Below are 14,864 nucleotides of genomic sequence, written 5' to 3'. Positions count from 1 at the left end.
TCCGCGCCCTTCGGCGCGAAGGTTGCCTCGCCCACGCACTCCTCACTCGTTCCGAGCAGTCATGGCCAGCCCCTCGTGGAGTGCTCGTGGCCGCTCCCCTTGGAGCGCAGCGTGGGCGTCCGAATGGAGGAGGTGGGAACTCCGCCCGTGTTCAAGGCAGAGGGGCATGAGGCCCGCCCAGCAGCGGCCATCGCCGCCCTCATGAAGGAGCGCCCCTCCATGCGGGATGGCCCGCCGCGGCCTCCTCATGGTGCTGCCGGACGCAGGGCAAGCCACCAGGACTCCAGCAAAACCTGAGTACCTGGAGAGTCGGAGGCCCCGGTGGAAATTCGGGCGCGTCAGCATGTCCCCGATTGCGGGCACCGAGCCTTTGTCCCTGCTGGGCGGAGCGGCTCCCCAGTAGCGGCGGCCACAACCTCCTCCGGCCCTGAGGCACGCATGCGTGACGAGAGCGACTCCCCCAGACCATTCACCCAGACGCCCGGCCCTGCCCCAGCCCAGCCATCGAGGGAGGACTGCCGCACGCAGGAGTTGGCGAAGCCGCACAAGGAGGTCGGGGACGCCTGGCTGAAGTTGGAGAATGACGGAGACACCGCCGTCGTCGTCTTCCTCGGGGAGCCGCACCCGCGCGACGTGGCATTCATCGACAACAAGTTCGTCCCCTTCACCCGGAGGCTGAAGGCGGAGGGACACAATCCCGTGCTGCGATTTACCCACAACGTCGCCCTCTTCGAGACGCGCGAGGTGAAGGTGCTGGAGTACGGGATTGCCTTCTTCAAGGACGTCCTGCGCGTGCGGCACACGTTTGGGTTGGAGACATGGGCCGTTGAAGTCCAGCGTCACGGGGCCCCGAAGGACTGGTGGCAGACGCGCTACTCCCTGCAGCCCGAGCGCCGCCTGTCCCCAGAGCAGCAGCAGGCCTTCCAGGGGCTGCCGCTTCACGACTTGGCGAAGCTCCGGGTGGACGCGTCGACGGAAGCCGAAGCGGCGCGCCGCGGCGACGCGGGCGCAAGGCCACCCAACACGCGCCTCGTGCAGTACCTCTCTGACGTACTGAAAACCATGCCGCGCAAGAGGGTGGAGCGCCTCCTCCATCACCTCGGAATGCAGCAGGTTGGGGACGTGTCAGCCATGCGCGGCGAGGAGTGGCAAACCTTCGTCGAAGCGCTTGCAGTCGAGTACCGGGCGTTTTGGGAACGGAACTGCTGAGCGCCAGCCCGAGGTGAGTTGAGCCGCCAATTGAGGGCGCGCTGCGAGGCAGCCCGTCCGCCCGTCTCAGGAAAACAACCCATGCAGGACTCCTTCTCCGCGAGCCGCGGGGACGAGGGGCGCGGTGCCTCTCGTGTCCTCGGCCTCCCAACAGTCATTGCGCAGCGGCGGCCCAGCGCCCTGCTGGCGTGGCGTGCGCGCCAACCTGGCGTGCGTCGAGGGCCGGACTCCGCGGCGACGAGGCGCAGCGCCCAGGTGCGGGCCCCATGAGCTTTCGCGCCTTCGTGGAACAGGTGCGGAGCCGCACGGACATCGCCGACCTTGTCGGCGCCTACGTCGAGCTGCGCTCTTCAGGTAGCACCCTCAAGGGACTCTCACCCTTTCACCCCGAGAAGACGCCCTCCTTCGTCGTGTGGCCCACCACGCAGACGTGGCACGACTTCTCCAACGGCGGCAGCCTGGGGGGAGACGTCTTCAACTTCGTCCAGGAGAGGGAGAAGGTTGACTTCAAGGAGGCGGTATTCCGGCTGGCCGAGCGCGCCGGCATTCCCCCTCCCTCGCCCCATGACGAGTCCCACGCGCGTGAGCTCGAGGCGCTGGTGGAGCGCCGCGACGTCGAGCGACTCCTCACTGCCGCCGCCGACTACTACCACCGCCGCCTGCCCCCCAAACTCCGTGAGGAGTCCTTCAACCAGCACTACGGCTTCACCGACGAGGTGGTGGACAGCCTCAAGCTGGGGTGGGCAGACGGCGGCCTCTTCGCGCACCTGAGAGAGGGTATGGGCGCGAGCCGCGAGGCGGCCCTCAAGACGGGACTCTTCGTCCAACTGCCGGGCGGCCACGTCGAGGACTTCTTCAGGGAGCGCCTCGTCTTCCCATATTGGAAGGATGGCCGCGTCGTCTACTTCATCGCCCGCGCGACGCAATATACGGGCGACGAAGAGTGGGAGAAGGCGAAGTACAAGAAGCTCCTCACCCATTCGGAGCGGCACCCCTACATCTCGACCACCGTCCGCAATGACTACTTCTACAACGAGGACGCGGCACGCAAGGCCGACACGCTGCTGATTACGGAAGGCGTCACCGACTGCATCAGCGCCATGCAGGCGGGCATTCCTTGCCTCTCTCCGGCCACGACGCGCTTTCGCAAGCAGGACATTCCTCGGCTGCTGAGGCTCACGCGCGACGCCAGGCGCGTCGTCATTTGCAATGACGCCGAGGCCAGCGGCGCCGGAGAGGCGGGCGCGCGGGAGACTGCCGCAGCCCTCTGGGCCGAGGGCCGCGAGGCGTGCGTCGCCCTGCTTCCACGTCCGCAGGGCACCGAGAAGGTGGACGTCAACGCGCTTGTTGCGTCGCAGGGCGCCGCGACGCTCCACGAAGTCCTGGGCCGCGCGAGGGCATACCCGGAGTACCTGCTGGATGGCATTCCAGAGAGTGCGCCCAAGGCAGACTTGGACAAGGCGCTGGCGCCCCTCCTGGCCTCATTGCAGCAATGCACGGCAGTCCGAGCCGACGTGGTGCTGGACGCCATTTCGGCGAAGTTTGGCCTACGGAGGCGGGCACTCAACGCCAACCTCAAGGGGGTGGTGGCGGAGAAGGAGGCGGCGGCCACTGCGCAGCGCCGTGCGTCCGCCGCGCGCCCGGAAATCAACGTGGGCAACCGCCAACTCTGGGCCATTGTCACCGAGGCGCGCCAAGCGGTGGTGCAGGCGAATGAGCGTCGCATGCGGGCTGCCAGCACGCAGGGCTTCGCCAATGAGGCGGCGCCACTCTTTGTGCGAGGCAACGCCCTCGTGCAACTCGCGCAGCCCGAGAAGGAGGCGCCCATTCTCTCGGAGATGACGGAGGCCGCCGTTTACGGAGTCCTCCTGCGGGAGGCGGCGTGGGTAACGGAAGTCGAGGGCAGGCCGCACTCCGTCTTCCCGCCGAAGGACGTCGCGCGGGACTTCCTCGCGTACCCGCCTCCGGGCCTTCCCCCGGTGGAGGCCGTCATTACCACGCCGGTATTCGGCCAGGACGGGAAGCTCCTCCTGATGCCCGGGCTGCACCCGGAGGACAGACTCTGGCTGGAGCCCACCCCCGCCCTTCACCTTGGCGCCGTGCCCGAGCGGCCGACACCTGAGGAGATTGCCGCTGCACGTGCCCTCTTCTTCGACGACGTCTTTGTGGACTTCCCATTTGCGCACCCCAGTGACAAGGCGCATGCCCTCGCCGCCGTCCTCCTGCCCTTCGTCCGGCGGATGATTGAGGGCTGCACTCCCCTCCACGTCGTGGAGGCGCCCGCTGTCGGCTCCGGCAAGGGCCTCTTGTGCGACCTCGTCTCGTGGGTGGCGACGGGCAGGGCGTTCGCCATTGGCACCTTGCCTGAGAATGAAGAGGAGATTCGAAAGACGCTCACCGCCGAGCTCGCCCTGGCGCGCCCCCTCATCCTCCTCGACAACGCCAATGAGAAGGCGACGCTCTCCTCCGCGGCCCTCGCCGCCATGCTGACGAGTACCTCCTGGACGGACCGCCTCCTGGGCAAGACGCAGAAGCTGACGCTGCCCAATACCGCCATGTGGATGCTCACCGGCAACAACCCGAAGCTTTCAAAGGACATTGCCCGTCGCTCCGTGCGCATCCGCATCGACCCCAAGCTGGACAGGGCCTGGACGCGAAGTCGCTTCAAGCATGACCCGATTATCCTCTGGGTGAAGGAGCACCGGAGCGAGTTGGTGCGTGCGGCCCTGACGCTCGTGCAGGCGTGGATTGCCGCGGGGAGGCCCCTGGGGCGCGAGCGGCTGGGCTCCTTCGAGCACTGGGCGGCCGTCATGGGCGGCCTTCTCAATGTGGCTGGAGTGGGAGGCTTCCTCGGCAACCTCGACGAGCTTTATGCGAATGCGGACGTCGAAGGGGAGTCCTGGCGCGAATTCGTGCAGGCCTGGTGGGGCGCGCACGGCGCTGGGGAGGTGCTCGTCTCCAGTCTCAACGAGCTCTGCGAGAAGGACGAACTGATGCTGCAGGTGCGAGGCGAGGGCGGCTCCCGCTCGCAGCAGAGCCGGCTGGGCCGAGCGCTGCAAACGGCGAGGGACCGAGTCTTTGGGGACTTGCGGGTGGTGGTGCGGAACCAGGACCGCAAGAAGCGGACGATGTACGCACTCCAGAAGTTGGGAGGCGAGCCGGAGGTGAATGCAGACATGGCTGCCGCAGAGGTAGATGAGGTCGACCCATGGGCGGAGGAGTGACCCGGCGCGCCCCGCAGCAACGGCGCGAGGACGCAGTGGAGATTCTCTCGGAGGCCCTCTGGGAGTTGGTGCTTCGTCGCCATTCGCAGAATGCGCCGCACGTAATGAAGTTGCACCAAGAGGAGCGCGCATGGCTGAGCCGCGGACTCTCGACTTGTCTTCTTCTGGGGACAGAGCGTCCATGGTTTTCGCCCGAGGGCCTGCTGCCCGGGGCAAAGGAGACAACACCATGGCGAAGAGAGGGACTGCACGTGCCGCGCGCACGCAGTTGGCGGACGTGCCACAGCAGTTGGCCGCGCTGGCCAGCATGTCGGTGCCGGAGTTGGCGGAGAAGTACCAGGAGCTGTATGGCGAGCCCACTCGCAGCCGTAACCGAGACTACCTGAAGAAGCGCCTGGCCTTCCGGATTCAGGAGCTGGCCGAAGGGGGGCTCTCCGCGCGCGCTGTCACACGCATCTCGGAGTTGGGCGACAAGCTGCCCGAGCGCTGGAGGATGCGACAGGTGGAGGTGACGAAGCCCGCAGCACCGCCTCCGCCTGCCGCTGCGGACGCACGCGCACCCGCTGCGGGCGGACGCGACGCGCGCCTGCCGCCGCCGGGCACGGTGCTGACGCGCGCATTCAAAGGGGCGCAGCACCGGGTAACGGTGCGCGAGGGCGGGATTGAGTACGAGGGGCAGCTCCATCGCAGCCTCTCAAGCGTGGCCAAGCTGATTTCGGGCACGGCCTGGAATGGCTTCACCTTCTTCGGGCTCAAGGCCGGCGGCTCGAAGGCGGTGACGTCATGAGTGGCCCCGCCTTCTTTCAAACGTACATGGGCCAGCGCTTCTACGAGACGACGATGCCGCAGCTCGTCCGAGAGCTGCGGCGCCTCAACGACAACCTGGAGCGGCTGGTGACGGTGGCGGAGCAACTCGCCGGGCAGAAGCCGGCGCCGAGCGTCGAGCCACGGGAACCGTCGCCCGGGGATTCGGAGGGGCCATGAGGAAGAGCAAGTCGCCACCCACGGACGCGAAGCGCTGCGCCGTCTACACGCGCAAGTCCACTGCGGCGGGCCTGGAGATGGCGTTCAACTCGCTGGACGCCCAGCGAGAGTCCTGTGTCGCCTACGTGCAGCGCCAGCCCGGCTGGACGTTGGTGGATGAAAGCTACGACGACGGTGGCTTCACCGGCGCCAACATGGAGAGGCCCGCCTTCCAGCGGCTGCTGCAGGACGTCGACGCGGGCCGGGTCGACGTCGTGGTGGTGTACAAGGTGGACCGCCTCTCCCGCAGCCTCCTCGACTTCGCGAAAGTCATGGAGCGCCTCAACACAGCGGGCGCTTCCTTCGTCTCGGTGACGCAGAACTTCAGCACGGCGGACGCCATGGGGCGGCTGACGCTGAACATGCTGATGTCCTTCGCCGAGTTCGAGCGGGAGATGATTTCGGAGAGGACGCGGGACAAGGTGGCCGCCGCGCGCCGTAAGGGACTGTGGACGGGGGGACGCGCTCCGCTGGGCTACGACGTGAAGGACAAGCGCCTCGTGGTGAATGAGTACGAGGCGACGGTGGTGCGGGAGGCCTTCGAGCTGTACCTCCAGCACCAGCAGGCCTCGACGGTGGCGCGCCTCCTCAACGAGGTGGGGCGCAAGACGAAGCGGCACGAGGCCCGGAGCGGTGCCACGCGCGCGGCTCGAAAATGGACGACGCAGGATGTGCTGCGCCTCTTGAGGAGTCCCCTGTACGCGGGCTTCGTGCCGTATGGCGACGAGATGCACCCGGGAGAGCACTCGCCCATCGTGGACAGGGCCACCTTCCATCAGGCGCAGGACATGCTGGAGGGCCGTGGCCCCGGCATCCAGTACCACGGGCGCAACCCTGACTACGTGCTGCGAGGCCTGTTGCGCTGTGGGCTGTGTGGCGAGGCAATGACGCCCGGCAGCACGCGCAAGGGAGCGCGTGAGTACCGCTACTACCGCTGCATCACCCGGGACAAGCAGGGGAAGGAGGGGTGCCGGGCTGCGTCCCTTCCGGCAGCCGCCTTGGAGGACTTCGTCGTCGCGCGGCTGAGGGAGGTTTCGGTAGGTGAGGGCTTCGCGGCACAGGTACACGCCCGCCTCACGGCGCGGATGGAGGAGAAGCACAAGGCCCTACGCGCCGAGCGCGCGCAGCTTCCGAAGGATTTGGGCAAGCGCGCTGGGGAGTCCGGGAAGTGGGTGGACTCCCTCGCCAAACTGGAGGGCCCCGCCCGGCGCCTCCTGGAGGAGAAGCTGACGGCTGCGGAAGAGGAAGTCGCCGGCATGAGGAAGCGGTTGGCGGAGGTGGAGCGCGCCCTGGACGCCATGGAGAGGGAGAAGGTGGAGGCGGAGTGGGTGGCCCAGGCCCTGGCGGACTTCGACGCGGTGTGGGACGCGCTGACGGCGACAAACCGTGGGCGCCTGCTGCGAGCCCTCGTTGGCCGGGTGGTGGTGAACGAGGCGACGGGGCAGGTTGACGTCTACCTGTCCCATGCCGGTGAGTCGACAGCGCCCGCGCGCGAGGAGGCGGCAGCGTGAGCGCGAGTCCCGAGTCACAGCCGGCGGAGGCCGGCCTCGTCAGCGCGCACTTCCACCGCGTGCATCGCGCGAAGGTGCGCTTCCGAGAGGGGGCGCCACCGTCGCCGCGAGAAGTGGCGCGAAGGCCCGCGCACGTCGCGCGAATGCTGGCGCTGGCGCACCATGTGGAGTCCGTCATTGAGCGGGGACTGGTGGCGAGCGCAGCGGACGTCGCAGGCCAGTTGGGCTTTACCCGGGCGCGTGTGACGCACCTGTTGGACTTGCGGTTGCTGGCGCCCGACATCCAGGAGGAGGTGCTGTTCCTCGAGGCCGTGGAGGGTGAGGAGCCCCTCAGCGAGCGAGTCCTCCGGGCCGTTGCACACGCGGGGACGTGGGAGGTGCAGCGCGAGCGCTGGCGCGACGTGAAGGCTTCATTCTGAGACAGGAGTCCGAATGCCTGGACTCCCTGGTGTAGCGTGAGTGCAAGAGGCTGTTTGTGGTGGTGAAGAATAGGCGGGCCGGGTGGTCCGCCAGGAAAGCGAGCGAGAGCACATGCAGAACGACATGAAGAGTGCCATTCGGGCAGCGGTGGCGGAGGAAGTGGGGAAGGCGATGGGCCGGCAGACGGAGCTGCTGGAGCAGATTGCTCGGTTCCTGGGCATCGAGCCCAGCCGCGCTCCTGCGGCGTCCGCGCCGAAGCGCACCCCCGCGTCCGCGCCCGCGACGAAGCGCACGCCCACTGTGCCCGTGCGGAAGTGGGTGAAGCCGGAGGCTGCGTCGAAGCCCGCGCGGGCGAAGGCCGCGCCCCAGAAGCGCCGAGGGCGTCCGCCTGCGGCGGCACGCACGGCGACGGCCGCCGCGCCCAGCTCCAGCGCCGCGACGTCCGTCGCCTATGCCGAGGGGCAGGAGGTGCGCTACAAGCAGGGGCGGGGCAGCTTCTCGGCGAAGGTGACGGCCGTCGACAAGGAGGCGAGGACGGTGACGTTGGCGCGCGTCTCCGACGGTAGGAAGGTAGTGCGCCCCTTCGACAAGGTGACGCCGGCCTGAGTCCGGGCCGCGAAGCGCCCTCGCTGGAGGGCGCTCCTGCGGCAAGTAGGTCGAGCGCGCGAGACGCGCCTTCGCCCGACACACCGCTGATTGAAGGTGCGCCGCGCCCGTCGTCACGGCTCGTCGGGCATGGCCTCGAGCTGCCCCTGGGCGAGGGCGCGGTAGTGGGGCACGACCTCCGCCTTGAGCACGCCCCGCATCTCCTCGCGGGCGCTGCCGAAGTCCCCCTTGTCCTTGTGCTGGTACATCCGGTGCAACGCGTCCATGAGCCTGCGGGAGCCTTCTCGGATGCGCCGGGACTCCTCGCTCAAGAGGCCCAAGGCGCCCTCCTCCGTGGCGAGTGCACTCTCGGCCTCGGTGTCGCTGATGCCCACCTCGGAGGCCGTGCGCTTCAGCAGTGCCTTCACCTCCGTCGTGAGGGCCAGGCGCGTTCTTTCGATGAAGACGCGGCGGGCCAGCTCGCGGATGGGACCCCAATCAACGGCTTCACTCACGAGTCATTTTTCCTTTGGGAGCAGCCCAAGCCTGCATGCGAAGCCAGGGCTGGGTTCACTTGCACCCAGGAGAGGGATAGGCGCTCATGGAGCAGCGGCCTGTCTGCTGCGGGTGTCAGAGGGCTTCACAGGTATGCAAGGTCATGTTAATTCGACGGTCGAGTCAACTAGACCTTGCGGTTTTCCGGGGAGGCGCCCGGCGACGCGAATCTCGTTGCCCGTGGGGTCGCGCCCCTTCTTTCAGGAGGATTCACAGCCATGCCGAAGCGTTCGGAAGATGATGTGACGACGGAAGAGTTACCGCCCAGCGTCCCCACCCTGCCTGCACCGAGCGCGGCGCACTTCCTCTTCGAGGTGGGGGGCGTGCGTTACGAGGCGGTGCGGGAACTGGAGGTGCGGCCGAGTGGCGAGCGGCTGCTGAAGGTGGAGCGGCGCGTGGCGGGCGGCGCGCTGTCCGGTCTGTGTCTGGTCCGCCGAATTGCCAGCCCATCCACGCACATGCAGCGCATGCGGATGATTGAAGAGGTGCAGTTGGCCTTTCGTCTCAACCATCCCAACATTGCTCAAGTCTTCCATATGGAGGTGGATGAGGAGGAGGACGCCCCCTACGCCATCATGGAGTACGTGGGTGGGCCTTCGCTGGAGACTCTGGTGTGCGCGGCTCTGGTGAGAGGGAAGCCCCTCTCGGAGGGCTTCTGCTTGTACGTGGGGGCAGAGGTGGCGGATGCGCTGCACTACGCGCACACGCTCACGTCGGAGAAGGGAGTGCCCCTGGGCATTGTCCACCGCGACGTGAGCCCCCGGCACATCGCATTGGGCCTCCATGGGGAGGTGAGGGTGCTGGACTTCGGCGCGGCGTACTCGCTGCTGGTGGGGCGGGAGGAGTCGCCGGAGAATCTGCTCCGAGGGGACGTGGCCTATGCCAGCCCCGAATACCTCCGCAAGGAGGGGCTGACGCCGCGCTCCGACGTCTTCAGCCTGGGTGTGTTGCTGGTGGAGGCCCTCACGAGCCGACACCTCTTCGAGGTGAGCGACGTCCCGTTGGTGGCGGCGAAGGAGAGCCGGCTCCGCCCGGAGATGCAGCCGTCATTGCCGCTGCAGCAGATGCAGGCCCTCATGGAGACGTTCGGCCCGGACGTCGTCGAGAGGGCGGTGGCCCACCTCAATGAGGACCTCAAGGCGGTGCTGCGCACGGCGCTGCGCCTCAACCCCGAGGAGCGCTTCGCGACGGCGGCGGACATGCGGGATGCACTTCGCGGTGTCGCCCACGCCCAGCTTCGCGAGCCCTATGGGCGCGCGGAGGCCGCCAAGGAGGCCGCCCTTGTGGTGTCCGAGGGCGGGGTGCTGCGTGACCAAGTGGAGTTCGGCGAGGCGGGCCTCTACCCGGATGGGCTGGAGAAGCACGAACTGGGGCTGCCCAAGAAGGAGTAGGCCGCCGATGCTCTGCTTTCGCGTCCTGCGCAATGGCCGGCACATCACCACTGCGGGGGTGTCGGACTTCGGCGTCGTCAACACCATCCTGTCATGGGTGCGTCGCCCTCACGACGAGAGTCGCGACAACCCGGAGATGACATTCTATGTTGGGGGCTCCACGGGCAGGGAGCACTGCGAGCACCTGAAGTGGTGCTATGCCAAGAACATCCGCGCCGGCGACGTCCTCACAGTGGAGGTGCGTGATGATTTGGAGGCCGACCCTCCGAGGGAGAGATACCTCGACGAGGAGGCGGGGCTGGACGATGTAGCCCGCCTCCAACTGAGGAAGAAGGGCCTGGAGGCGCAACTCGCCGAAGTGAATGAGGAGTTGGCGGAGCGCGGCGCGGCGTAGCGGAGTGCCTCCTCCTTCCGACGGGGAGGCGCTCCGCAAACGCCGGGGTCCGCTCGGGTTGAGGGCGAGTGCTCTGCTGCAGGTCCGCTCGGGTTGAGGGCGAGTGCTCTGGTGCAGGGCCCCGAGGCATGGGGCTCTGCTCGCCAGGCCTGCTCCCTGCTCGGAGGTGCCGGATCGCTGGCCGCAAGCCGCCTCGAGCTGGGAGAGCGGCGTGAGCCGTTTGGCGGCGCCCCTCCGCCCAGGAAGCTGCTTCAGCGGGCCAGCTCGGTGGTGACGCGGACAAGGGCGTCCAACTTCGCCGGGTCGAGCTTCCGCGCGAGGAAGAGGAGCCGGCGCAAGGTGACGTCATCCTCCGGCCGAGTAGGAGCCCCTCTGTCGGGGGACTCGGTGAGGCCCATCATGTCCTCCGGAGAGACCATCAGCTCGATGCACAACTTCTTCAGCGTCTCAACGCTGGGAATCATGTGCCCGCGTTCGATTCGGCTATAGACGGCGGAGGCCATCCCCACGCGCTCCGCGACTTGGACCTGCGTCAGGCTCATCTGCTCCCGGGCGAGGCGGGCGATAGCGCCAAGGTGCGCTGCAAGCTGTTCGTTCATAGGTACAAGGGAGTATACCTGAGTTGCGCGTTGTCAAGGGAGTGCGATTCCATCAGGGCATGCCCGACAGGAGCTGGATGAGAGCGAGGGCCTGGTGCGCGCTCAAATTGTGCACACGGCGTCGCAGGGCGTCCTTGGCAGCGGCGACGCCGCCCGGTGGCAGCGCGGTGTGGAAGCCCAGCAACTCGTTGGGGGTGGCGTTGAGGGCGGTGCACAGGCGGTAGAGCGTCGCGACGCTGGGGAGCATGAGTCCTCGCTCGAGCCGGCTGTAGGCGTTGCGGGAGATGGAGATGACCTTGGCCACCTCTGACTGGTTCAGGCCGGCACGAAGGCGGGCCGTGCGCAGGGTGTCGCCGATGATGGCGGGTAAGGGACGGGAGGGCGGCTTCGGAGGAGCGAAGACGCGGGTATCCGGGGGGATATGCATTCCGAATAAACTGTACCTGAATGTCTAGTCAACTTCACCTTGTTGAATGGCTCGGTGTCATCGCTGGCGGGTGGTTGGAGGTGGGGGAAGACTTCGCGCGATTTCCCCGGGCTTCTGGTACCGTGGGGCGGCGTCGGGGAGGGAGCTGCATGCGCGTGGCCGCAGTCCTGCTGTCCTACAGAGTCGCCAGGAGGACGTCGCCATGAGGGACAACGGCCCCCCGGCCGTGCTGTCCCCCGGGGACGTGGTGAAGGGCTACACGGTGGTGCGGCACCTGGACCAGGGCGGCTTCGGCACCGTGTACCTCGCGACGAACGACGGGCAGCCCTGCGCCTTGAAGGTCGTGGAGCGGCAGCGCGTCGAGGGGCGGGTCGAGAGAGAAATCGCCATTCTCGTGAGCTTGAAGCACCCCAACGTGGTGGGGATTCGGGGCTTCTCCTACTGGCAGGCATGGGAGCGTGAGTTCGCCCTCATCGCCATGGAGTACGTGGACGGACGGAAGCTGAGCACCTGGGTGAAGGAGGAGAATCCCTCGGCCCGGCAGATTGCGAAGGTGACGCTCGACGTGGCGCGGGCGCTGGCGGCCTCGCACGCGGCAGGAGTGGTGCACCGGGACGTGAAGGACGCCAACGTCATGGTGCGCGGCGCGGACGGCCCGGCGGTGCTGGTGGACTACGGCATCGGGGACTACAAGGGAGCGCCCGGCGTCACCCAGTCCCTGCTGCCGCCGGGGACGATGGAGTACCGGCCCCCCGAGGCCTGGCTCTTCCTGCAGAAGCACCTCGGCCATAGAGGCTTCCGCTACGTGTCCGCCCCCTCGGACGACGTGTGGGCCCTGGGAAACGTCCTCTACCGCCTCCTGACCGCGCGGCTGCCCTTCGACGTGGGGTCGGAGGAGGACTACATCAGGAGTGTCATTGGCACGTCGCCTGTGCCCCCTCACCACGTCAACCGCTTCGTCCCGGAGCCGCTGGCCATGTTGTGCATGCGGCTGCTGGAGAAGGACCCTGCTGCACGTCCCGACGCGAGCGCTGTCTGTGCGGCCCTGGAACAGCTCCTGTCCCAGGCGGAAGGCGAGGCGTGGGACACTCCCTTGTTCGACGCTTATGGCCCGAACTCGGCCACCACCGAGGGCGAGGTGGACAAGCTGGCTCGTTGGGCGAAGCGGCCCCTGCGCCAGATGCGCCGTGGCAAGGCTCCGGGGCCGGAGCTGCTGGGCGCGGGTCCGCCCGCGGATCTGTTGCCCCAGGCCTCTCCGGTGGCTGCTGCGCGGCCCGTGGAGGCGCAACTGCCGGGCTTGGTGCTGGAGGAGGGGATGGCGGCGGAACCCCCGCAGGCGGCGCCCGAGGACTCCGTCGTCGAGGTGGGGCGGCGTTCGTTCCTCTCGCGACTCCGGCTGGGGCGTGTGCTGGGCGCGGGGCTGCTGGCCATGGCCCTCGCGTCTGGGGCGTACTTCTCACAGCGGACGGCTTCACCGCAGCCGCAAGCCATCCCCGGCCAAGAAGTAGCGCCATATACAAAGAAACCTCAAGCTGCCCCGGCCGCAGCTCCCACCGGGCCGGAGGCAACACCTGCGGCCGTCGCGCCTCCCGCGATGCTTCCCGAGGTGACTGCCACCGTGACGACGAAGAAGAGTGACACCCCGACCTCCCCGCCGCCTGCCAAGAAGGCCACAAGGAGCGTTGGCCCTGCCCTGGCGACGACGGCCCTCTGTGGCTTGCTGGCCTGCTCGGGCCCCCAGGTGCGCCCTGCTCCGGATCCTGAACCGTGCCCAGCAGGCGCCACCAAGGGCATGAAGATGCTGGGCATGGGGCTTGGGGATGAGGAGGGGGCGAGCTTCGTCAGGGGAGAAGAAAAGTACGTAACGGTGAAGGACGGCACTGCGCAGATCATCCTTGGTTCGGACAAGGCCACTCTGTCTGGGCGACTCATTATTGCCGACCGCGTCTATGTCCGACTGACTCGGGCGCGATTTCGCGGAGAGAGCTTCCCCGTGTGCTTGGAGGTACAGGACGGCACTCGCAACCGCGGACTAGAGATAGAGGGCGGCGGAGGGGATACCGGTAAGGCACGCGTGTACTCTGCCGTTTGGGTCAAGGCAGTGAGTGAGTTTGAATGACCTGCCGCTGTTTGGCAGACGCTCATGAGCCGCCAGGGGCGTCGCTGCTGGCTTGGGCCAGGAGAAATGTCGAGTGCATCATTCAGTGTCGGCCGTTCTGCTTTTCCTACTCCTCGCAGGCGAGGGGACAGCTCTGGCGCAGTCGCCCCCGGCTACAGCGGGGCTGAGCGTTCGCCGAATCGAGCTGGTCTCGGATGATGCTCAGCCAGCGGCTGAAGTCGCGGTGAGCCCAGGGCTCTCGACGGTGTTCATCTTCGATTCGGAGGTGAGTCGAGAAGGGCTGACGCTCGAAGGACGCGAGCGCTTCGCGGTGGTGGACGCTGGGCTCACCACCTTGCGTCTGGTCCCGTCCGAGAAAATCTCGGCGGGAGAGCGGCTCAAGTTGACGGTACGGTTTCTGGACGGAGCGGCCCCGGCGAGCGCGACGGTTGTCCTGGTCGCGCACCCTGCACGGTCAGAAGCGCTCATCGAGGTCTATCGGCGCAAGAGGAGCGTCGAGACATACCAGGAGGAAGTCCGTCAGGCGCGCATCGAGGCTGAGCAATGCCGAGAGGAGAATGAGCGCCTGCGCGCGGAGCGAAGTGCTCCTGATGGGCTGACGGGACTCATATCGACGGAAGTCCTCAGCAAGCGAGGCGTTGACTTCCGCGAGGTGACAAAGGCTGTAACCCAGGCCCCAGGAGGGGCAGCAAGCAAACACAATGTCTATGCATATCGCGCAGCCCGTAGGGTAGCTGTCGAGGTCACGCTCAAATATGTAGGGGACGCTCAGCCCTGGACCGCAGTGGGGGCGACGCTCCGGGGCAAGACCAACGACGAGCTGAAGGTACTTCGAGTGTGGCAGTCGGGTCCCGTGGCCTCCGGTTCGTCGGTCCAGCGAGTGGTGGTAGAGGCTGAAGCCGCGTCCGAGTCCCCCCTGGGGAGCTACACGCTCAAGCTCTGGGATGCAGATATGCGCCGCACCATCACCCTGAGCAACGTCTCCTTCCCTTAACCCTACGAGCACTGCCTCCACGCCCTCTCGTGAGTTACCGGCGTTTGGGGGCTTGTGCGGAATGCCAATCTAGGGTCAAATGGACTATACCTATTGGTCTAGTCCATTCTGGCGTGCCCTGGAGGCGATGTGTTCCCCACTGTGCTGGAGTGTGTGCGCGCGACTGCGCGCTTCCTTCGTGGCCACGAAGAGCGCCTGGAGGGCGACGCGCCTGATCCACCTTCATGAATCGGCTTCGAAGTAGGCGCTGGGCTCTCGCACCGCGCAGAGACTTCCCCGCGCCGCCACGTGAGGCGCGTGCCGACGGTCGTCGTGCGCCGAGGAGTCGTCTGCGTTTCGTCGGGCTGCATGCCTGACGCCCGCTGAGGAGCCCTTCCTCCGTCATCCCCATGCTCACGTTTGGAGTCATGAGC

14 protein-coding genes and 1 pseudogene are annotated in these 14,864 nt (G+C 67.3%); 12 read left to right on the top strand and 3 right to left on the bottom strand.

Going from position 1 to position 14,864, the window contains the following annotated elements:
* Positions 1 to 438 precede the first annotated feature (438 nt).
* From OWM54_RS14515 to OWM54_RS14480, 8 genes and pseudogenes are all read left to right on the top strand, one after another.
* On the top strand, positions 439 to 1,209 hold the full coding sequence (locus OWM54_RS14515; RefSeq protein ID WP_267697888.1) for a hypothetical protein: 771 nt from the start codon (positions 439 to 441) through the stop codon (positions 1,207 to 1,209).
* Positions 1,210 to 1,475: 266 nt separating this feature from the next.
* A pseudogene (locus OWM54_RS43395) lies at positions 1,476 to 1,697 on the top strand (CHC2 zinc finger domain-containing protein); the annotation flags it as partial.
* A 111-nt stretch (positions 1,698 to 1,808) separates the two neighbouring features.
* The gene (locus OWM54_RS14505) at positions 1,809 to 4,433 is read left to right on the top strand and encodes a hypothetical protein (RefSeq protein ID WP_267697886.1); all 2,625 of its coding nucleotides are present in this window, start codon (positions 1,809 to 1,811) and stop codon (positions 4,431 to 4,433) included.
* Between the two features lie 229 nt (positions 4,434 to 4,662).
* Positions 4,663 to 5,220: a DUF2924 domain-containing protein gene (locus OWM54_RS14500; RefSeq protein WP_267697885.1), complete on the top strand. Its 558-nt coding sequence runs from the start codon at positions 4,663 to 4,665 to the stop codon at positions 5,218 to 5,220.
* Positions 5,217 to 5,417, top strand: a complete 201-nt coding sequence (locus OWM54_RS14495) for a hypothetical protein (RefSeq protein WP_176437595.1) — start codon at positions 5,217 to 5,219, stop codon at positions 5,415 to 5,417. Before OWM54_RS14500 ends, OWM54_RS14495 begins: the two co-directional genes overlap by 4 nt.
* Entirely contained in the window at positions 5,414 to 6,967 is a 1,554-nt protein-coding gene (locus tag OWM54_RS14490; protein ID WP_267697884.1) for a recombinase family protein, read from the top strand. The genes OWM54_RS14495 and OWM54_RS14490 overlap by 4 nt, the downstream gene beginning before the upstream one ends.
* Positions 6,964 to 7,386, top strand: coding sequence for a hypothetical protein (locus tag OWM54_RS14485; protein WP_267697883.1), 423 nt, complete (start codon positions 6,964 to 6,966; stop codon positions 7,384 to 7,386). The genes OWM54_RS14490 and OWM54_RS14485 overlap by 4 nt, the downstream gene beginning before the upstream one ends.
* Before the next feature lie 112 nt (positions 7,387 to 7,498).
* Positions 7,499 to 7,993, top strand: coding sequence for a PspA (locus OWM54_RS14480; protein WP_267697882.1), 495 nt, complete (start codon positions 7,499 to 7,501; stop codon positions 7,991 to 7,993).
* A 113-nt stretch (positions 7,994 to 8,106) separates the two neighbouring features.
* Here the strand turns inward: OWM54_RS14480 and OWM54_RS14475 are convergent, their stop codons facing one another.
* Positions 8,107 to 8,487: a DUSAM domain-containing protein gene (locus tag OWM54_RS14475; RefSeq protein WP_267697881.1), complete on the bottom strand. Its 381-nt coding sequence runs from the start codon at positions 8,485 to 8,487 to the stop codon at positions 8,107 to 8,109.
* Positions 8,488 to 8,745: 258 nt separating this feature from the next.
* Between OWM54_RS14475 and OWM54_RS14470 the strand changes: the two genes are divergently transcribed.
* Both OWM54_RS14470 and OWM54_RS14465 read left to right on the top strand, forming a co-directional pair.
* Positions 8,746 to 9,918, top strand: coding sequence for a serine/threonine-protein kinase (locus tag OWM54_RS14470; protein WP_267697880.1), 1,173 nt, complete (start codon positions 8,746 to 8,748; stop codon positions 9,916 to 9,918).
* A gap of 7 nt (positions 9,919 to 9,925) precedes the next feature.
* Positions 9,926 to 10,312 (top strand): hypothetical protein, encoded by a 387-nt coding sequence (locus OWM54_RS14465; RefSeq protein WP_267697879.1) that lies wholly within the window; start codon positions 9,926 to 9,928, stop codon positions 10,310 to 10,312.
* Positions 10,313 to 10,563: 251 nt separating this feature from the next.
* Here OWM54_RS14465 and OWM54_RS14460 read toward each other — a convergent pair whose 3' ends face one another.
* Positions 10,564 to 10,911: a helix-turn-helix domain-containing protein gene (locus OWM54_RS14460; protein WP_267697878.1), complete on the bottom strand. Its 348-nt coding sequence runs from the start codon at positions 10,909 to 10,911 to the stop codon at positions 10,564 to 10,566.
* 52 nt (positions 10,912 to 10,963) lie between these two features.
* Positions 10,964 to 11,338, bottom strand: coding sequence for a helix-turn-helix domain-containing protein (locus OWM54_RS14455; RefSeq protein ID WP_267697877.1), 375 nt, complete (start codon positions 11,336 to 11,338; stop codon positions 10,964 to 10,966).
* A 202-nt stretch (positions 11,339 to 11,540) separates the two neighbouring features.
* Between OWM54_RS14455 and OWM54_RS14450 the strand changes: the two genes are divergently transcribed.
* The gene (locus tag OWM54_RS14450) at positions 11,541 to 13,457 is read left to right on the top strand and encodes a serine/threonine protein kinase (RefSeq protein ID WP_267697876.1); all 1,917 of its coding nucleotides are present in this window, start codon (positions 11,541 to 11,543) and stop codon (positions 13,455 to 13,457) included.
* A gap of 73 nt (positions 13,458 to 13,530) precedes the next feature.
* Complete coding sequence (locus OWM54_RS14445) at positions 13,531 to 14,451, top strand: DUF2381 family protein (protein WP_267697875.1); 921 nt, start codon at positions 13,531 to 13,533, stop codon at positions 14,449 to 14,451.
* Positions 14,452 to 14,864 lie beyond the last annotated feature (413 nt).

The organism is Myxococcus sp. MISCRS1 (genome assembly GCF_026626605.1).
In the GTDB taxonomy this organism is placed as follows: Bacteria; Myxococcota; Myxococcia; order Myxococcales; family Myxococcaceae; genus Myxococcus; species Myxococcus fulvus.
This window is presented reverse-complemented; position numbering and strand designations above follow the sequence as displayed.

Coding starts and splice junctions, on each gene's coding strand:
- OWM54_RS14515 (WP_267697888.1), top strand. CDS start 439: ATGCGTGACGAGAGCGACTCCCCCAGACCATTCACCCAGACGCCCGGC.
- OWM54_RS14500 (WP_267697885.1), top strand. CDS start 4,663: ATGGCGAAGAGAGGGACTGCACGTGCCGCGCGCACGCAGTTGGCGGAC.
- OWM54_RS14495 (WP_176437595.1), top strand. CDS start 5,217: ATGAGTGGCCCCGCCTTCTTTCAAACGTACATGGGCCAGCGCTTCTAC.
- OWM54_RS14490 (WP_267697884.1), top strand. CDS start 5,414: ATGAGGAAGAGCAAGTCGCCACCCACGGACGCGAAGCGCTGCGCCGTC.
- OWM54_RS14480 (WP_267697882.1), top strand. CDS start 7,499: ATGCAGAACGACATGAAGAGTGCCATTCGGGCAGCGGTGGCGGAGGAA.
- OWM54_RS14470 (WP_267697880.1), top strand. CDS start 8,746: ATGCCGAAGCGTTCGGAAGATGATGTGACGACGGAAGAGTTACCGCCC.
- OWM54_RS14465 (WP_267697879.1), top strand. CDS start 9,926: ATGCTCTGCTTTCGCGTCCTGCGCAATGGCCGGCACATCACCACTGCG.
- OWM54_RS14460 (WP_267697878.1), bottom strand. CDS start 10,911: ATGAACGAACAGCTTGCAGCGCACCTTGGCGCTATCGCCCGCCTCGCC.
- OWM54_RS14455 (WP_267697877.1), bottom strand. CDS start 11,338: ATGCATATCCCCCCGGATACCCGCGTCTTCGCTCCTCCGAAGCCGCCC.
- OWM54_RS14450 (WP_267697876.1), top strand. CDS start 11,541: ATGAGGGACAACGGCCCCCCGGCCGTGCTGTCCCCCGGGGACGTGGTG.